The sequence below is a fragment of the Lyngbya sp. CCAP 1446/10 genome (assembly GCF_026130175.1).
Classification (GTDB): Bacteria; Cyanobacteriota; Cyanobacteriia; order Cyanobacteriales; family Microcoleaceae; genus Microcoleus.
The window spans coordinates 1-16,168 of sequence record NZ_JAIGNI010000037.1 but is presented as its reverse complement, the minus strand read 5'-3'; the positions used below and the strand labels follow the sequence as shown (position 1 = coordinate 16,168).

General features: G+C 44.5%; 15 protein-coding genes, 1 tRNA gene and 1 pseudogene. 4 read left to right on the top strand and 13 right to left on the bottom strand.

Annotated elements, in window-relative coordinates; all coding sequences use genetic code 11:
• Window positions 1–44: 44 nt before the first annotated feature.
• From K4039_RS16470 to lipA, 3 genes are all read right to left on the bottom strand, one after another.
• The gene (locus K4039_RS16470; protein ID WP_265236610.1) at window positions 45–572 is read right to left on the bottom strand and encodes a transcriptional repressor; all 528 of its coding nucleotides are present in this window, start codon (window positions 570–572) and stop codon (window positions 45–47) included.
• Window positions 573–817: 245 nt separating this feature from the next.
• The gene (gene sigC / locus K4039_RS16465) at window positions 818–2,086 is read right to left on the bottom strand and encodes an RNA polymerase sigma factor SigC (RefSeq protein WP_265236608.1); all 1,269 of its coding nucleotides are present in this window, start codon (window positions 2,084–2,086) and stop codon (window positions 818–820) included.
• 701 nt (window positions 2,087–2,787) lie between these two features.
• A complete protein-coding gene (lipA, locus tag K4039_RS16460; protein WP_321161620.1) occupies window positions 2,788–3,678 on the bottom strand; it encodes a lipoyl synthase in 891 nt (296 codons plus the stop codon).
• Between the two features lie 74 nt (window positions 3,679–3,752).
• Here lipA and K4039_RS16455 point away from each other — a divergent pair.
• Window positions 3,753–3,826, top strand: a tRNA-Pro gene (locus K4039_RS16455).
• 462 nt (window positions 3,827–4,288) lie between these two features.
• The gene (locus tag K4039_RS16450) at window positions 4,289–5,413 is read left to right on the top strand and encodes an EAL domain-containing protein (RefSeq protein ID WP_265236605.1); all 1,125 of its coding nucleotides are present in this window, start codon (window positions 4,289–4,291) and stop codon (window positions 5,411–5,413) included.
• A 46-nt stretch (window positions 5,414–5,459) separates the two neighbouring features.
• On the opposite strand, the gene K4039_RS16445 is transcribed toward K4039_RS16450, so the two are convergent.
• The 10 genes from K4039_RS16445 to aspS form a co-directional block, all read right to left on the bottom strand.
• Window positions 5,460–6,335 carry an SDR family oxidoreductase gene (locus K4039_RS16445; protein ID WP_265236603.1) on the bottom strand — a complete coding sequence of 292 codons (876 nt, stop codon included), beginning with the start codon at window positions 6,333–6,335 and terminating at the stop codon, window positions 5,460–5,462.
• Window positions 6,336–6,620: 285 nt separating this feature from the next.
• On the bottom strand, window positions 6,621–7,406 hold the full coding sequence (xth, locus tag K4039_RS16440; protein ID WP_265236601.1) for an exodeoxyribonuclease III: 786 nt from the start codon (window positions 7,404–7,406) through the stop codon (window positions 6,621–6,623).
• Between the two features lie 73 nt (window positions 7,407–7,479).
• Window positions 7,480–7,869, bottom strand: a complete 390-nt coding sequence (locus K4039_RS16435) for a hypothetical protein (protein WP_265236600.1) — start codon at window positions 7,867–7,869, stop codon at window positions 7,480–7,482.
• A gap of 169 nt (window positions 7,870–8,038) precedes the next feature.
• Window positions 8,039–8,245, bottom strand: coding sequence for a HEPN domain-containing protein (locus tag K4039_RS16430; RefSeq protein ID WP_265236598.1), 207 nt, complete (start codon window positions 8,243–8,245; stop codon window positions 8,039–8,041).
• Between the two features lie 307 nt (window positions 8,246–8,552).
• Window positions 8,553–8,711 carry a hypothetical protein gene (locus K4039_RS16425; RefSeq protein WP_265236596.1) on the bottom strand — a complete coding sequence of 53 codons (159 nt, stop codon included), beginning with the start codon at window positions 8,709–8,711 and terminating at the stop codon, window positions 8,553–8,555.
• 583 nt (window positions 8,712–9,294) lie between these two features.
• Window positions 9,295–9,417 (bottom strand): hypothetical protein, encoded by a 123-nt coding sequence (locus K4039_RS16420; RefSeq protein WP_265236594.1) that lies wholly within the window; start codon window positions 9,415–9,417, stop codon window positions 9,295–9,297.
• 192 nt (window positions 9,418–9,609) lie between these two features.
• Entirely contained in the window at window positions 9,610–10,800 is a 1,191-nt protein-coding gene (locus K4039_RS16415) for a M20 family metallopeptidase (RefSeq protein WP_265236592.1), read from the bottom strand.
• A 199-nt stretch (window positions 10,801–10,999) separates the two neighbouring features.
• Window positions 11,000–11,770 (bottom strand): DUF3226 domain-containing protein, encoded by a 771-nt coding sequence (locus K4039_RS16410; protein ID WP_265236591.1) that lies wholly within the window; start codon window positions 11,768–11,770, stop codon window positions 11,000–11,002.
• The gene (locus tag K4039_RS16405) at window positions 11,767–12,882 is read right to left on the bottom strand and encodes an ATP/GTP-binding protein (protein ID WP_265236589.1); all 1,116 of its coding nucleotides are present in this window, start codon (window positions 12,880–12,882) and stop codon (window positions 11,767–11,769) included. Before K4039_RS16405 ends, K4039_RS16410 begins: the two co-directional genes overlap by 4 nt.
• A 148-nt stretch (window positions 12,883–13,030) precedes the next feature.
• Window positions 13,031–14,827: an aspartate--tRNA ligase gene (gene aspS, locus K4039_RS16400; protein WP_265236588.1), complete on the bottom strand. Its 1,797-nt coding sequence runs from the start codon at window positions 14,825–14,827 to the stop codon at window positions 13,031–13,033.
• Window positions 14,828–14,873: 46 nt separating this feature from the next.
• On the opposite strand from aspS, the gene K4039_RS16395 reads away from it, so the two are divergent.
• Window positions 14,874–15,101 carry a hypothetical protein gene (locus tag K4039_RS16395; RefSeq protein ID WP_265236587.1) on the top strand — a complete coding sequence of 76 codons (228 nt, stop codon included), beginning with the start codon at window positions 14,874–14,876 and terminating at the stop codon, window positions 15,099–15,101.
• 627 nt (window positions 15,102–15,728) lie between these two features.
• Window positions 15,729–15,917: pseudogene (locus K4039_RS16390) on the top strand (IS701 family transposase); the annotation flags it as partial.
• Between the last annotated feature and the right edge of the window lie 251 nt (window positions 15,918–16,168).

Sequence of the window (16,168 nt, the reverse complement as noted above, 5' to 3'; positions counted from 1 at the left end):
ATTATTGTAACAATCTGTACTTGAAACGCGAAAATAGTGTATATTCACTCGATTGAATCCAGAGCGTTGTGACCGTTTTCGGCGATCGACTTCGGACAAGACCAATTGCTGGAAACCAAAGACGGCCATCCCATCCGCAAAGCTTCATGGCACACCGTATGAATGGTTAGCTGGCAGTCTAGCAGGTGCAATCCAGACTTTTCAGATTGCTTCATGCCAATTTTTAAGATCGAATCGTTGTTAAACTCGATCGTTCTGTTGCACTGAACGCAGACTAAGTGATGGTGGTGGTGCGGATAAGGTTGGTTTATTTCATAGTGTTTGTGACCTTCTGCTAGTTCTAGTTCGCGGAGCAGGCTCATCCTTGCCATTAACTTCAAAGTTCGGTAAATGGTGGACAAGCTAATGTTTTCCCCCCGATTTTTCAACAAAGTATACAAATCCTCGGCGCTCAGGTGATTGCCTTTGGGGAGGTTCTGAAATACGTGCAAGATGGTTTCCCGTTGGGGAGTCATCCGCCAGCCTTTGTCATTGAGTTCGGATTTGAATGAAGACGCGGTGTAAAGTGCCATTATGACCCTCTCAAGAAAGTCTGCCTATTGACAATCATACACAACGATCGAGATATTGTGCAAATATCGAAGCTTGTTGAAAAAAGGTTGAGGAAAAAATTTATTTTTTGATATTTTTAGATCGTAAACAGGCCCGAAAGCCCCAGACAGAAGACAGAGAAATCGTTGAGAAGTAGAAATCAATACTTCTGCTTTCCGCCTTCTATCTAAATTCAGAAACCGACAGTAGATGCACACCCATTAATTTAATTCAGAGACTCCAGATAGTCACGGACGCGGTTGCGGCGCTTCGGTTGACGGAGTTTTTGCAAAGCCTTAGCTTCAATTTGGCGGACTCGCTCGCGGGACAAGTCGAGAGCACGACCGATTTCTGCCAGAGAGTAGGGGTGTCCGTCACCCAAACCAAAGCGCATCAGAATTACATCTCGTTCGCGGCTGGTCAAATCTGCCAACAGTTGCTGCAAGTCGCGGTGCAGAGCTTCTCGCATCAGCATTTCTTCTGGGGAGATGCTGTCGGTTTCGAGCAAGTCGCCCAATTCTGTATCTTTTTCGTTGCCCACTTTAGTTTCCAGAGAAACAGAGCGGGGGACTCGCAGCAATACTTCCCGAACTTGGGCGGCGGTCATGTCCAACTCAACGCCGATATCTTCGATCGTAGCTGTCCGACCTTTTTCTTGAGAAATTTTGCGCTGGGCTTTCTTGATTTTATTAAGTTTTTCGGTGATGTGAACCGGGAGGCGAATGGTACGGCTTTGAGTTGCGATCGCCCGCGTGATTCCCTGCCGAATCCACCAGTAGGCATAGGTACTAAACCGATAGCCCCGCGTCGGATCGAATTTTTCGACAGCTCGTTCCAGTCCGAGAGTACCTTCTTGTATTAAATCGAGCAATTCTAAACCGCGATTTTGATATTTTTTCGCCACCGAAACTACCAGGCGCAGGTTCGCCTTAATCATGTGGTCTTTTGCTTCAACGCCTTCAGATTGAATTCTTTCGATTTCCTCCACCGTCATCTCTGCCAACTCAGCCCAATGGCGCTTGCCTTCGGCCATAATTCGCTTGAGTTCTGGCACGTCACTGACACCGGCGGTTAATGCCCAGCGTTCTAGGGAAGGTTTGTGTCCCAACTGTGCAGACAGCCGATCGCGCACTTGAATTAAATGTACGAAGCTTTGAATCAGCCCTTCTTCCTGAGAAGCGACGGTGTTGCGCAATTCCATCAATTTGATGTAGCGCTGAACTTTTTGAGCTTCAGAAACTTCTTCGTCTCTACCCAAGAGACGAACCCGACCGATTTCTTGTAAGTACAGGCGCACTAAATCTGTAGTGCGGCGGTTAGCATTTTTTTGCAATTTGGATGCTGTGTCTGCATCTTCAGTCTCTGCTGCATCTTGGTCGATGGGTTCGTCTCCAGCTTCTTCAGCATCTTCATCCAACACATCTACATCTTGCAAGGGATTCACTCGCAGTTGTTCGTCGAATTCAGCTTGAGCGTAAAAAGAGGTGGCTGGCATAGTGATTTTCTCAATTGCTTTTGGTGAAAAGATGCTACGCTTAGCGGTTATTTATAATTATGATGCCCACTTTGTTAAGAAGAAGCATCGCCGCTGTTTGTTTCTTGACTAACTTTCCTGACTTTGTGCTGTTGTTCGATCGAGCTTTTGCTGCCCCACTTGTTTTACCAAGATTCGGGAAAACGCTAAGAACTTTCTGATGTAACAGGTTGAAGGCCCGAAAAGTGCGTTGTACTTCTTTGTTTCTGTAGCTAGTATAGATAGTGACTGGCTAAAAACAAGTGACGTTCGTCAGAAGTTAAGTTAATCTTCATCACCAATAACCTGGTTCCCGATCACTTCAGAAAAATAGGTATTTTTTTAATAAAACTTTACATAATTCGGCGATCTTGATTAAATACTGGCAGTTTGCGGAACTTGAATCCGTTGCCGGTTATGAACTTCAGAGTTTTTACAGTTCGCATTACCGAAGCTCGCGCCTGACGCAAAAACCGGGTTTCTCGACAAAAATTCTGGATTTAAACCCAGAATTTGAGGAAGAAACCCGGTTTCTCAATATTTTTGGCGTAAGTATGGAGTTTGATGGGGCGCGAGGCCGATATTTTTTTGCTGTTTGCCGTGGCTTCCCGGTTAACTTTACCTCAGAGCGCCAGCAATTGAGAATGGTTCTCTATCGCGTGAGTTAACTCCAATTAAAATTGCTAGCGTGGGTAAAGCTTCATCAATTCCCTCACTTGTTCGGCGTGATACGAACTGCGAGTTAAGGGAGAAGCGACAACTTGCAAGAATCCCAAAGATTCGCCAAACTCTCTCCAAGCATCAAACTGTTCTGGCGGTACAAAGCTTTCTACGTTCAAGTGCTTTTGAGTCGGTTGTAGATACTGTCCAACTGTCAAAATATCGCAGCCAACAGCCCGCAAGTCCTGCATCGCCTCCCGAATTTCGGCGTCTGTTTCTCCTAATCCCACCATGATCCCGGATTTGGTATAAACCGCTGGTGCGATTTCCCGGCTGCGCTGCAAAAGTTCCAGGGTGCGATCGTACTTTCCTTGTGGTCGCACCTTGCGGTAAAGTCGCTTTACGGTTTCAGTATTGTGATTCAGTACATCGGGCTTGGCTGCGAGAATAATTTCTAAAGCTTGCCAGTTGCCACACAAGTCGGGAATCAAAACTTCTATAGTTGTATCGGGCATTGTCGATCGCACCGCTTGAATGCACTCGACAAACTGAGATGCGCCCCCATCCGGCAAATCATCCCGGTTAACAGAGGTAATCACGACGTGGTTGAGTTTGAGTCGCTGCACCGCCTGCGCTAATCTTTCTGGTTCCGTCGGATCTAAAGCTTGGGGCTTTTTCTCAAAATCGATATCGCAGTAAGGACAGGCACGGGTACAAGCCGGGCCCATAATCAAAAATGTGGCAGTACCTGCGCTGAAGCATTCGCCGATGTTGGGACACGAAGCCTCTTCGCAAACCGTATTCAGGGATAAATCCCGCAAAATTTCTTTAACATTGCCGACGCGCTCCCACTGAGGGGCTTTAACTCGCAACCACTGGGGCTTAACCGTCACGTTTGTCTCCGCCTGAGTAATATTTTACAAAACATTATATACGAGCTGGCTAAGTTTTTACCTGAGTGATATGCTAAAACTATATTGACTAAATTCGGGATGTAGCGCAGCTTGGTAGCGCACCTCGTTCGGGACGAGGGGGTCGCAGGTTCAAATCCTGTCATCCCGATTTTAAAATTAAATCGGATATTCCGCAGCAACTGAGTTTGTTTTAGTTTGGTTTGGGCGATCGCGAGGCGTTCTATACTTATGGTGGGGCTGAAATTGGCGATCGGGCTGTTAATCCCCCTTGACCCTAAAAATTAACTATAACCGTTATTTTTGCAAAGCAATGTAGAGAATAATGTGTCAAGAATCAGAGCAGCAGTAGAAAGTAGAGAGCAAGTCTGAATATTCTCCCTTTGTTGAGATTCGGGACAGGGTTTGATTGTATTTACTCGATTCGGTGCTTATAAATTTTACCAAGGTTTGAAACCAGAGGCAAGTAAAAACACTGCCCTAATATTTTTTAACGATTCCTTAATCAATATTTACACCTTGAGGTAGATGTATTAATAGCTGAATAGGCTTAGATTTGATAATCTATATTATAGTAATTCTGAAATTAATTCAAAAATCGGAGGATATTCTAGTGAAAAGAAGTGGCAAAACCTTCGGCTCCTGCTCTCGCTGCGAAACAGTACCCGAAAAAATAGAGGGCAGCGGAGGTTTATACCTGTGGTTTCCAGTGTCACACACGCTGAACAAGGTTATTTCTGCACTGACAGGGGCTAAACTTGAATTCCAGTTTTTAGAGGAGAGCAAGTGTTTGTACATTAGCCTGGGGGGAATAGCAAAAGAAAAGTTTAGCACCCTAGCAGCCTCGGTTCTGACAAATCAAGAGTTGAAAGAAACAAAAGTTTTGTGGATGCGCGAAGTTGAACAGCCGAAACTTAGAGATTTTTATCGCAGCACTTCCTTAGACTCTTTTATTAACTTCAGCAAGTCTGATTGGCTGTTAGATTTATTATCCGAAGAACGCATTACTACACATTTTCAGCCCATAGTTTATACCTCAGATACTTCTAAGATTTTTGCCCACGAAGCACTACTCCGAGGTATTGACGAGCAAGGAAACTTAATTCCTCCGGGTCGGCTTTTCGGTCAAGCTGAATCAGCAGGTATAATTTTTCAACTAGATGCTTTAGCCCGGACTCGTGCCATTCGCGAAGCCAAAGTACACGAAATCAAAGAACTACTTTTTATTAATTTTTCTCCAACTTCAGTTTACGATCCCGCTACGTGCCTGCGAAGAACAGTACAGGCTATTGATGAAGCGGGAATTCCTCACAGCAATATTGTTTTTGAAGTAGCGGAATCTCAGCACCCCCCTGATATCGATCACTTGATAAATATTCTGAGGTTTTACCGAGAGGCCGGATTTTTAATTGCCCTGGACGATTTTGGCAGCGGTTCTTCTAATCTAAATTTGATGCACCAGTTGCGTCCCGATTTTATTAAGTTAGATATGCAATTGATTCGCAACGTCCATCAAGATTATTATAAGGCACTAATTACTGAAAAAATGTTAGAAATTGCCGTTCAATTAGAGATTAAAACTGTGGCTGAAGGTGTGGAAACGGTCGAGGAATTAGATTGGGTTCGGGAACGAGGAGCCAATTTTGTTCAAGGTTATTTGATTGCTAAGCCGACTTCTCCGCCCATAACAAATACTAGCTATATTGGTGGAGTACAAGCTGTTTCTTTGTCTGATTAAAATGTTTGTAGTTGCGTTGGTTTTTGTGCAACTGCAAACGAGTCTTTTAAACGCTCAAATTGCGCCGCAAAAAGCTTTCCAGAGATTCCATTCTCATGCCGTAGATTGATTCCAGATTTTGCACTTCTTCGGGAGTGCAGAAAAACTCATTAGCCAGCAATACCCGCAAAGTTCCTAAGCCTTTTTGAGCTTGAGGATTCAACAAGCCCAAGGCATTTCGCAATCCGTCAAACACAACCAAGGGCGGGTTAATTACCAGAGGTTCGCGATTGAACAAGCGTCCGAAAATGCGAGCAATGTCGTCTCTGCTCAGAACATCCGGGCCGCCGACTGGTAAAATTTGGTTGCGCGCGCCTTCAGTAGTTGGTGAGTCTACGGCAATTTTTGCCAAGTCGTCGGTACTGACAACAGAGGTGCGGTTTTTGCCGTCGCCAATCAGCAGGTAAAGTCCGGTTTCTCTAAATCTTTCGGCCAGTGGCAGCAGGCTCGAAGCGAAACCGGCAGGCCGCAAAATGGTATAATTTAATCCGCTGTTTTGCAGGTATTTTTCGACTTCTCGCTTGGCTTTGAATACTGCTGAATCTTCATATCCGCGATCGACTCCCAGTACCGAAATAAAGACAAAATGCTCAACTCCGGCTTCTTTGGCGCAGTCGATTAGTTCTATGTTGGCGCGGTAGTGTACTGCTTGAACGTCGCCGCCGGTGCCGTGGGTGCTGATGATGTATTGCACTCCTTGACAAGCTTTTTTGATGTCTTTGTCTTGTTTCAAGTCGCCGATAAAAATTTCTGCGCCTCGGTTTTCTAGTTCTGAATAGCGAGAAGCGAGGCGAACAAATGCGCGGACAGGCTTTTCTTGCTGTCTGATTTCTCGTACTATTCGGCGGCCTAGTGCGCCTGTTGCTCCAGTTACTAAGAACATAATTTTTGTTGGTTGGTTGTTAGAGGAGAAGAAAGTTCGGCAACTGATTCTGTAACGGATTTAACGGATTGAAGAAGCAATTTTCTGCAAGGGGTTTTAGAAACCCGGTTTCTTGAATTTCTGGTTGCTAAACCTAAGATTTACGGTATAAACCGGGTTTCTTTTGCAAAGCATCGCCTAGGATTCTAGAAAGAAACCCGGTTTCTTAAATTTCTGGTTGTTAAACCTAGGATTTCTGGTATAAACCGGGTTTCTTTTGCCTTAGTTTTATTTATAACTCACAATTCAAATCTCGACAATTACGGGGGTGTGGTCGCTGGGTTTGACTAATTTTCTGGGAGCAATATCTATTGTACAGCTTTTTGCTTTTTCGTAGAGGGGAGGGCTGAGATAATGGTGGTCTATTCTCCAGCCGTTGTTGCGGGGAAATGAGGCGGCGCGATAGTCCCACCAGCTATAATATCCGCCTTCTGAGGTGAATTTGCGAAAGGGGTCGTTTAATCCTAATTCGGTGATTTCTGTTAGTGCTTGGCGTTCGGCTACTGATAGGCCAGCGGAGTTTGCAGCAGCTTTGGGATTATGAATATCTCGATCGTCCGGTACGATGTTGAAGTCGCCGCAAATGCACAGGTTGGGGGATTTGTCTAGTGCTATTTTGAGGTATTCTTGCAGCAGTTTGAGCCAATGCAGTTTGTATTCATATTTCTCTGAACCGACTTCGGAACCGTTGGGAACGTAGACGGAGATGATGCAAATATCGTCTATAACCCCGGCAATGAGGCGCTTTTGTTCGTCGAAGCTGCCGACGGTTTCGGGGCCGAGAATGGGGGAAAATCCGGTGCTAATTTGTGACAAGGGCGATCGGCTAAAAATAGCTACGCCGTTGTAGGATTTTTGACCGGAAATGTAACAGTTGTAGCCGATGTCGAGGAAGGGTTGCAGGGGAAAGTCTTTGTCTGTGACTTTGGTTTCTTGTAAGCAGAGAATGTCTATTTGGTTGGTTTGTAACCAGTTAGTAACGTGTTCTATGCGAGTGCGAATTGAGTTGACGTTCCAGGTAGCGATTTTCATTATAGTAATCCTAAAGGTTAGGTCATAGGGAGAGCGATCGCATCTATTTTAAGCTATTTTTTGCCCTATCAACTCACTTGATTTGATAAATGTAAGCATCTTCTATCCACGTGCGATCAACAAAATTATTTGTCAGTCTTGTGCCTGATAAGTTTAAATTCCAATCTTGTTGTGACTGACGCAATCCTTCAATTAATTCATGTTTTGGGCTGACTGCTACAAGTGCTATCCAATCGATTTTCAAGTCTGGTTTAACTTGGCGAAAGACTGATAGAATTTCCCCATAAGTTTTCAGGGAGCCTTCGCGATCGTGCAGAGGTGAGGTGAGCATCAGCCTCCATGTTTCCGGTTCTGGCGCGTAGATCCAGAGAGCAGAATCAACTGATAGATTTGCTGCATTTAGAGCGTCTATTAGTCTTTTACCTTCTTCTATTTCTTGACTTACCAATGTTGTTGTAGCCATTGTAAAACTCGGTAATTGCTGAGTAAATATCCAGGGCTTCTTGTCGGTTATGTGTTTGATAACGGCTTTCTTCTGACCAGTCTTTGACCATAGACCATCGCAATGAAAAGTCATGATCGTTGAGGAGAGATTTTAACTGTTTTTCAAGTTTAGCAACTTTAACCAACTTTTATAAATCCTGGGTGTAACTGTCCATAACAGTTTTTTTGTCGGCAAAATCAAATTTCTGAGTTTGCTTAGCAATGCAAGCCTTTAAAGCGCATTCAATGACATAAACGCTCAGGTAGTAAGCACCTGAATATTTATGATTGTTGAGCAGCACTTCTACTTCTTCAAGTCTAGTGAGTGCTAGGTTCTGTAAATCTTGTCTATTCAAAAGTTTAGCATACCTCCATAAAATTTGACTATTTTAGCTCTAGTTTAGCAGAGTGATAAGTTTATCCGTTTTTGCTTCGGGTTTTGTTTATTATATATTCTCTGATTACTGGCTCGATCGTAAAGTGCGATCGCCCATTTTGTTTTACTGTTTCAACTAATGACCGTCGTCCTAAAGATTGCATGACTTTCAAGAGTTATGGCGGTGATAGTTGCAGGTTTTCTGGTATTTTTGAGATGTCGGCTGGTTCGGGGGTATTGGCTAGCCATGCGATCGCCTGTTGTTCTGATTCGGTTAGGCGATCGCACTACTGGTGCAGCAGAGACTCTAAATCACCTAAAAATAAGGTATCATAGGAGAGAAACTCGGCAACGCTGCCGCCGAATAAATCTTGAATCATAGTTGCAACTATATTTAACCATAGGGGATTGCCTCGGTAAAGATCAATCAGTTGGGAGCATCTCATTTTTGATTTTATAGTGCTGTCCCCGCTCGCGAGCGGGCACGGGCACCGCGCCTACAAAGGACTTGAATATTGAATTAAGTTTGTTTGCAGGGTTTGCAGTGATGGAGAATTGCGGAGGCTGCGGTAAATAATATAATCGAATTCGTGTTCAATTTGTGGGATAAGTTGGAGAGTTAGGGCGGTTTTGCCAATGCCGGATCAGCCGTATATTGTGATCAGGCGGGTGCGGTTTTCCAAAATCCACTGTTTGAGGGTGATGAGTTCGGATGTGCGGTTATAAAATAGGTTGGGTTCTAGTGCATAAGCTAAATCCAATCGCAGTTTTGGCTGACTGTTGCTAGAGTTTTCCTGATTTTGCTTCTCTAAGTTTGGGGTTTATAAGGATTGAGGATGGCTTCCACAAACCTTGAACTTACCAACTTGTGCATTCTTGCCAAAATGTGATGAAACTATGAAAAACTGCCATCGTTTGTATATCGAAAGTTTGATTGATGTCTTCGCCTAATGTTTCCGAAAGTATATTCCATAATTTCGATGCTACTTTCTTGATATGAACCTGACTCAGATGGCAGTTTTTAGCAATTTATGGGTATTTCTGACGTTGCCAAGTGCCACCTAAAATCGCTTCTGGTACGTGGTTGAAATGCTTTGCTGTGTTGGCCAATACGAATTCATCAGCCCAGTTTAAGACTTCTTGATCATCCATAGGTCGAGGAGGGAGTTTGGTTTTTCTTATTTTATCCTAATTAGATTGTCGCTCTTTGTTGAGGGATGGTCGATCGCCACACACCCTACAGCTACAGTAAATATTGGGTAAGGTGCGTCGCTATTAGATTGTCGCTCTTTGTTGAGGGATTGTCGATCGCCACACACCCTACAGCTACGATTAGAAACGATATCACTTACTTGCTTGCTGTTTCCAATACTGACAAGCGGCATAGGCCAAGGTGACAGCGCCCGTAACTATAGCCGCTTCATCCACCTCAAACTGCGGGTGATGGAGGGGATAGTTGGGTTTGTCAGTCAGTCCAACTCCCAAGCGAAACATGGTTCCCGGTGCGTGTTCTAAATACATTGAAAAATCTTCCGCGCCGAGGGATGGTTCTGGTAAAATTTGGACGCGCGATCGCCCTAAAGCTTCTAAAGCCGCAGTTTCGACTAATTGCGTCAGTTTTGGGTCGTTTTGGACTCCGGGCACGCCGCGCTTGTAGGTGAGTTCGTATTTTGCGCCGTAAGTCGCGCAGACGCTGGAAACAATTTGTTCGATCCAAGCCGGTAGTTTTTCGTGGGTTTCGGGATGGAGCGATCGCACGGTTCCCAATAATTTTACCCGATCGGCAATCACGTTTGGCGCGCGTCCGCCGTTAATTTGCCCGATCGTCAAAACCAGTGGCCTCAAAGGATTTTGCGTGCGGCTAATTGCCTGCTGCAAAGTGGTAATTATCTGAGAAGCAATCCAAATTGCGTCGATCGCCTCGTGAGGACGCGCACCGTGGCCGGATTCGCCAATTACAATCAATTCTAGGTCATCTGCCGCCGCCGTCAGTGCCCCGTGGCGGATACCGACACAACCGCCCGCAATCGTCGGAAAAACGTGCACTCCGAGGATACCATCAACATCTTGCATCGCCCCATCTTTAATCATCCATTGAGCGCCTTGGGCAATCTCTTCCGCAGGCTGAAACAAAAAGCGGACGTTACCAGGCAATTTTTCTTTTAACTTCGACAAAATCATTGCCGCGCCCAAACCGACTGTAGTGTGGATATCGTGGCCGCAGGCGTGCATCACTCCCTCATTGCGGGAGGCAAATTCTAGGTTAGTACGTTCTTGAATTGGCAAAGCGTCCATATCGGTGCGAATTGCCAGCCACCGGGGCTCGGTGTTGTCAACTTTGAGCTCGCCGAGCACTCCTGTCTTGCCGATTCCTTCTATGGCGCGGACTCCGCTGGAAGCCAGAACACCCGCTACATAGGCGGCGGTTTGATATTCTTGGCCGCTGAGTTCCGGGTGCGAGTGGATGTGGCGGCGAATTTCGATCAAGCGGGGTGCGAGGGTGGCGGCTAGTTCTTGGATGCGGGCAAGAAGCATAGATTATCTTGGGGAGAGCTTTAGTCAACTAGGTTAACGCATATGTTTATGGTTTTGTTTTAGGTAGACTGGCATTGCATAATTCGATCGAGCCTGTAAACCGCAGATGTCAGGCGGATAGACGCAGACAGACGCAGATGAATTTCAAGTTTTGAGAGCGAATTAATACAATGCAAGTCTCATGATTTGATATCATTTATCAATTCAACTCCAAAAGCTCAATCAAAAACTTAATAAAATTTGCCAACGCCGGAACTTCCTGCTGTGTCTGTTGGCTCACCCAATTATTATCTGCAATGCTTGTTGTATTAGTTTTGCCAGGTTTTAGAACGCTGACAACAGTAGCAACTAAAGCTTTTTGTCGATCAAAATTTTTCCATTTTAAGGCTTTTATCTCTAATTCCGAAAACTCATTGAGATACGAACTAGCTTTCTCCATGTACGCGGGATAAGCTATCTGTCCGCACTCGCAAAGCAAAGTATCTAAAACACCAGGCTGTTGATTATCTGGCAAAACATAGATTCCTGTACGCGGGCTATTGCTATCTACAACACCAGGATTATCGGGAAAATTAGGAAAATAACTGCGGAACTTGTTAGAATATGGTGCGACAATGCGATCGGGAGTTGATTTGTCGCAATCGGCCACTATCCCGAATGCTGCCAAGTTTGTTTGATACTCAGAATTTGCCAATAAAATATCATCTAGATTAGTAACAAGATTGCTTCCTTCGCCTGCATAAATTGCTATTGAAAGGCTCTCTGTGAAGAGAATAGAAGGCATATCAAGACGTTTGTACAAGTTTCCTTTTTTGGGATAAACAGGAATAAACTTGCGCCAAAAGGGGTCTAAATCGGATTCAACTCCTTTCAACTCTTCCCGAAAATCTTTAAAACCCAAAAGCTTAAGAACTTTGCCGACAAATGCTTGATCGTGCGGCCCTTCTACTCCAATAATCGCATATCTCACACGCGAACCTCCAGACCCAAATCTTCCCGCAATCTGTGCAGTCTTTCTCGTTCAAGTCTGACTGCTTTAGTTTGTGACTCCTTTTTTTCCAAACGATAAAGCACTAAATCAGTCTCGGAATCGCTAGCATCTAACATCGCATCAATTGCTTCTAAACTGTGGGTAGTTGCAAATAACTGCACGTCCAATTGCTGACACCACTGCACAATCCAAGTAAAGAAACTGCCAAGTCCTTGAGTATGAATTGCTGTTTCTATCTCGTCAATCAATAAAACTCCCCCTCGGACTTTTACCAGTGTTAAAGCAATGAACAGCAAACGCCGCACTCCATCACCGAAAGCACTTAACGGCGAAACACCTACACGTTTGTGGTCGATATAGAGACTGGGACGTTTGCCAGTTGGTGCCAAGATTACTAAATCAGTAATTTCCGAATCCATCTGTTGAAGTAATTCAATGACCTTGGGCTTAATCCCCAACAAAATAGCTTCGGATAGTAAGCTATTTTGTAACTGTTCTATGCGATGAGAAAAGGGTGTTACTGTATCAATTGGTAGTACCGCCGTGGAGCTATTTTTTCTGTTAATGAAACGCTGATTTTCCCAAATTTCAAAACTTACTGATAATTCTTCATGACCAACAATTTTTGTTGCTACTTTCAGTTTTAATTCAGCACCTCTGAGAATATGGTCAAATTCTATTTCATCTATTTCGAGTTGAGATTCTGAGCTATTTTCCACCTCGCCTAACTCCGAAATTCCTTCAAATTCTCGGTAAATTGCTCTCAATTCTGTGACAGGAAAATCACCATTACTTGAAACATAAGTTTCTCCTTCATAGAGATCGAGGTGAGAAACTTCGCTGTTTTGAGGAAACAACCATTTAAGAGCATCTAGCTGGGGTTTTCGAGAATATTTAATCTCTCTGCGCCATGATGTGTTTAGCCATTCCAGGGGATCTAAGGGGCGACAATAGGTTGATATTGCCTCTAAAACGCTGGTTTTTCCTGAGTTGTTTCCACCAACCAAGATATTGATTTGACCCAAATCATGCAAGTTCAAATCTCGCAGGCCTCGGAACCGATGGATGGTTAAATTGTCAAGGTGTTTCATAATATAAGACGGCGGTTGAAACCGCGCCTACAAGAACAAAGTCCGCCTCCGCGGACTCAAGAAGATAACATAATGTTAACCGCCCACTCTTCAACCCGCGGAGGCGGGTTTTGTCTGTATCGACGCGGTTTCTAGCCGCCGGGTATTCTTACGATTTAGACTCTGACTTGGGCGTATAAGTCGATCGCACTTGCAACTCCTTCAACTGCTTATCATCCACCCCAGCAGGCGCATTCGTCAGCAAACAACCAGCCTGTTGAGTCTTCGGAAACGCAATCACATCGCGAATTGACTCCTCGCCCGCCAACAGCATCACCAACCGATCCAAACCGTAAGCAATACCTCCGTGGGGCGGAGTTCCATACTCAAACGCATCCAACAAAAAGCCGAACTTATTGTAAGCTTCCTCAGTCGATAAGCCGATCGCCTCAAACACCTTTTCCTGAACATCCCGCTGATAAATCCGCAGAGAACCACCGCCCACTTCCGTGCCGTTTAACACCAAGTCATAAGCTTGAGCTCTCGCCGTCTTCAAATCGTGAATATCGTCAGGATGCGGCGCAGTAAACGGGTGATGGATAGCTTCTAAACGCTTCTCGTCAGCGTTCCATTCAAACATCGGGAAATCCGTCACCCACAACAGATTCATCTTCTCTTTGTCAATCAATCCCAATTCGTTACCGACAAACAAACGCAATCTATCCAAAGTCTTATTGACAGCATTCGCGTCGGCTGCTGCAAACAACAACAAATGACCTGGTTTCGCGCCCGTGCGATCGAGCAATTCCTGTTTTTGCGCTTCCGTCAAATTATCCTTAATTGCGCCGATCGTATCAATTTCGCCATTCTCCCGCACGCGAATGAAAGCCAATCCCTTCGCACCGGCTTCGCTGGCTTCCTTAAACAAATCGCCTTTTTTAATCCGCTCATTAGAAAAAGCCTCATTCCCGCCCGGAATTGGCAAAATTTTCACAATTCCGCCCGCAGCAATCGCCCCAGAAAATACTTTAAATCCCGAATCTTTCATCAAATCGGAAACATCGACTAATTCCAAACCGAAACGAGTGTCTGGTTTGTCGCTACCGTAGCGATTCATTGCTTCAGCGTAAGTCAAGCGCGGGAAAGGACGAGACAATTCTACACCTTTGACACTTTGGAAAATTTGGCAGACTAAACCTTCGTTTAATTCGATGATTTCTTCCAAAGACATGAAACTCATTTCCATGTCTAATTGCGTAAATTCTGGTTGTCTGTCGGCGCGCAAATCTTCATCGCGGAAACAGCGGGCAATTTGATAATATCTGTCCAAACCCGAAACCATTAACAATTGTTTGAACAATTGCGGCGACTGCGGCAAAGCGTACCAATCCCCCAAGTTGACGCGGCTGGGTACTAAATAATCTCTCGCACCTTCAGGAGTCGATCGAGTTAAAATCGGTGTCTCAACTTCAATAAAACCTCCAACGTCTTCCAGGTGGCGGCGCATAGCTTTGACAACTTGGTGGCGAAGCTGCAAATTCCGACTCATGCGATCGCGCCGCAAGTCCAAATAGCGATATTTCAGCCGCAAATCTTCCCGCACATTTTCACTATCCGCCGTGGAAATCTGAAACGGTAACTGCTTGCGTACCGCATTTAACAACTCAATTTCGTCAGCGTAAATTTCTACTTCACCCGTGGGTAATTTGGGGTTGAGGGAATCTTCGGGGCGGCTGGTGACTCTACCGGTAATTTTCACCACGTATTCGCCGCGCAAAGACTCAGCGCCGTGATAGGAGTCGGGGGTGCGTTCAGGATCGCTGACAATTTGCACAATACCCGATCGATCGCGCACATCGAGAAAAATCACCCCGCCATGATCGCGGCGGCGATCCACCCAGCCGTAAAGGGTGACAGTCTCTCCGATGTGTTTGCTTCGCAGTTCACCGCAGTAGTAAGTTCTCATGGGTTGGGAGTTATAGACTAAAAATAAAGCTTTTTAATTATGCAGTATGCCTGAACATGGTGCTGAATGCAAATGCAGGGGCGATCGCCACGGCGGTTTTGGTATTGAGTGCATGAGAGTGCAAGTGCCGAGCCCACCCATAGCAAAATTACAAGCCAAGCTGTTGTATTGGCTGAAGGCTTTGGGTATTGAGCTGTTACGCTTAACCCCAGTCGCCGAAAAATTGTGCGATCGGCTATTGAAATTACCCGTGTCCAGTTGGCAGCAATATTGAGCTTGGTATACTGAAGGATTCAGGTTTATGTAAAGCTATCATAGCATTAGACTCAAAAAAAATGCTGAGTTCAGAGTCGTTCAAAGTAAATAAACAAGTCTTATCCAAACGACTTAGTTGGCAAGCCAACAAACTTATACCATTTTAGATTTGAGACTTCGGCATCAGCACTCAGTCAAATAATTTTAGATAGTGCTTTTATGTAAAAAATGAATACAATTGAATCGGTTGAACCTTCAGCGCATTGCTAATCAAATTTGGTGATTTTTGTAGTAATAAAGGAAGTTCCACCAAATAGCACAAGAGTGATTTTCCAACTTCTTCGACAACAAAAACTTCTTCCTTGCTAATCACAAAACTCGCTGCTGTCAGGGTATCATAGCAATCCGATCTGAGTCGCAAAAGATAACAACCCAACGATCGGGAGTATCTCATTTTTGCAACAAGGATTTTTTCTTTGAGTGCCGTCCCCGTTCGCGAGGTATGTAACTAGGACTTACGCATTGACAAAATAACTCTCATAGTGCATTTATAAATATGAGTGGTCTAGAAACAGGTATTTGACAATGATAAAAACTACCAAACCCTCGACAGCACAATGCAAGGCCAGAAAAGTATATTTTATTTTTGCTCTTAGAACCAAAGTTTGGGGGGTGTAATAGATTAGCAGAGATATTGGGAGATGTTTCGCATGATTCTATCAATCGCTTTTTATTAAGAGAAAGATATGAACCGAAAGATTTATTCGAGACAGCTCGGAAGATTATCAACTTAGAAGGAGGAATACTGAGTATTGATGATACAGTAATAGAAAAATCGGTAGTGCCCTAAAGGTAAGGATGGTTGAAATTCCTTGGCAGTCTGGAGTTCATTGATTTACTACCGTGTAGAAAGATCCAAGTATCTGCTCAGGACAGGGTTCAAAGTGCTTATTATTTCGGGCGTTGCTGAATCAAGGTATGGATGCCCCAGGAATGGGAATATCGTCAAATTTCAAGTAATGTATTAATAACTTAATAGAATGCTTCAGCATTTCCTCACATTTAGAATAACAAAGAGTTTTGCGA

What these genes read in the sequence shown, in the direction of transcription:
- aspS (WP_265236588.1), bottom strand. Translation starts at nt 14,827, where the DNA reads ATGAGAACTTACTACTGCGGTGAACTGCGAAGCAAACACATCGGAGAG.
- K4039_RS16395 (WP_265236587.1), top strand. Translation starts at nt 14,874, where the DNA reads ATGCCTGAACATGGTGCTGAATGCAAATGCAGGGGCGATCGCCACGGC.
- K4039_RS16445 (WP_265236603.1), bottom strand. Translation starts at nt 6,335, where the DNA reads ATGTTCTTAGTAACTGGAGCAACAGGCGCACTAGGCCGCCGAATAGTA.
- K4039_RS16405 (WP_265236589.1), bottom strand. Translation starts at nt 12,882, where the DNA reads ATGAAACACCTTGACAATTTAACCATCCATCGGTTCCGAGGCCTGCGA.
- xth (WP_265236601.1), bottom strand. Translation starts at nt 7,406, where the DNA reads ATGAAAATCGCTACCTGGAACGTCAACTCAATTCGCACTCGCATAGAA.
- K4039_RS16425 (WP_265236596.1), bottom strand. Translation starts at nt 8,711, where the DNA reads ATGAGATGCTCCCAACTGATTGATCTTTACCGAGGCAATCCCCTATGG.
- K4039_RS16415 (WP_265236592.1), bottom strand. Translation starts at nt 10,800, where the DNA reads ATGCTTCTTGCCCGCATCCAAGAACTAGCCGCCACCCTCGCACCCCGC.
- sigC (WP_265236608.1), bottom strand. Translation starts at nt 2,086, where the DNA reads ATGCCAGCCACCTCTTTTTACGCTCAAGCTGAATTCGACGAACAACTG.
- K4039_RS16470 (WP_265236610.1), bottom strand. Translation starts at nt 572, where the DNA reads ATGGCACTTTACACCGCGTCTTCATTCAAATCCGAACTCAATGACAAA.
- K4039_RS16420 (WP_265236594.1), bottom strand. Translation starts at nt 9,417, where the DNA reads ATGGATGATCAAGAAGTCTTAAACTGGGCTGATGAATTCGTATTGGCC.
- K4039_RS16435 (WP_265236600.1), bottom strand. Translation starts at nt 7,869, where the DNA reads ATGGCTACAACAACATTGGTAAGTCAAGAAATAGAAGAAGGTAAAAGA.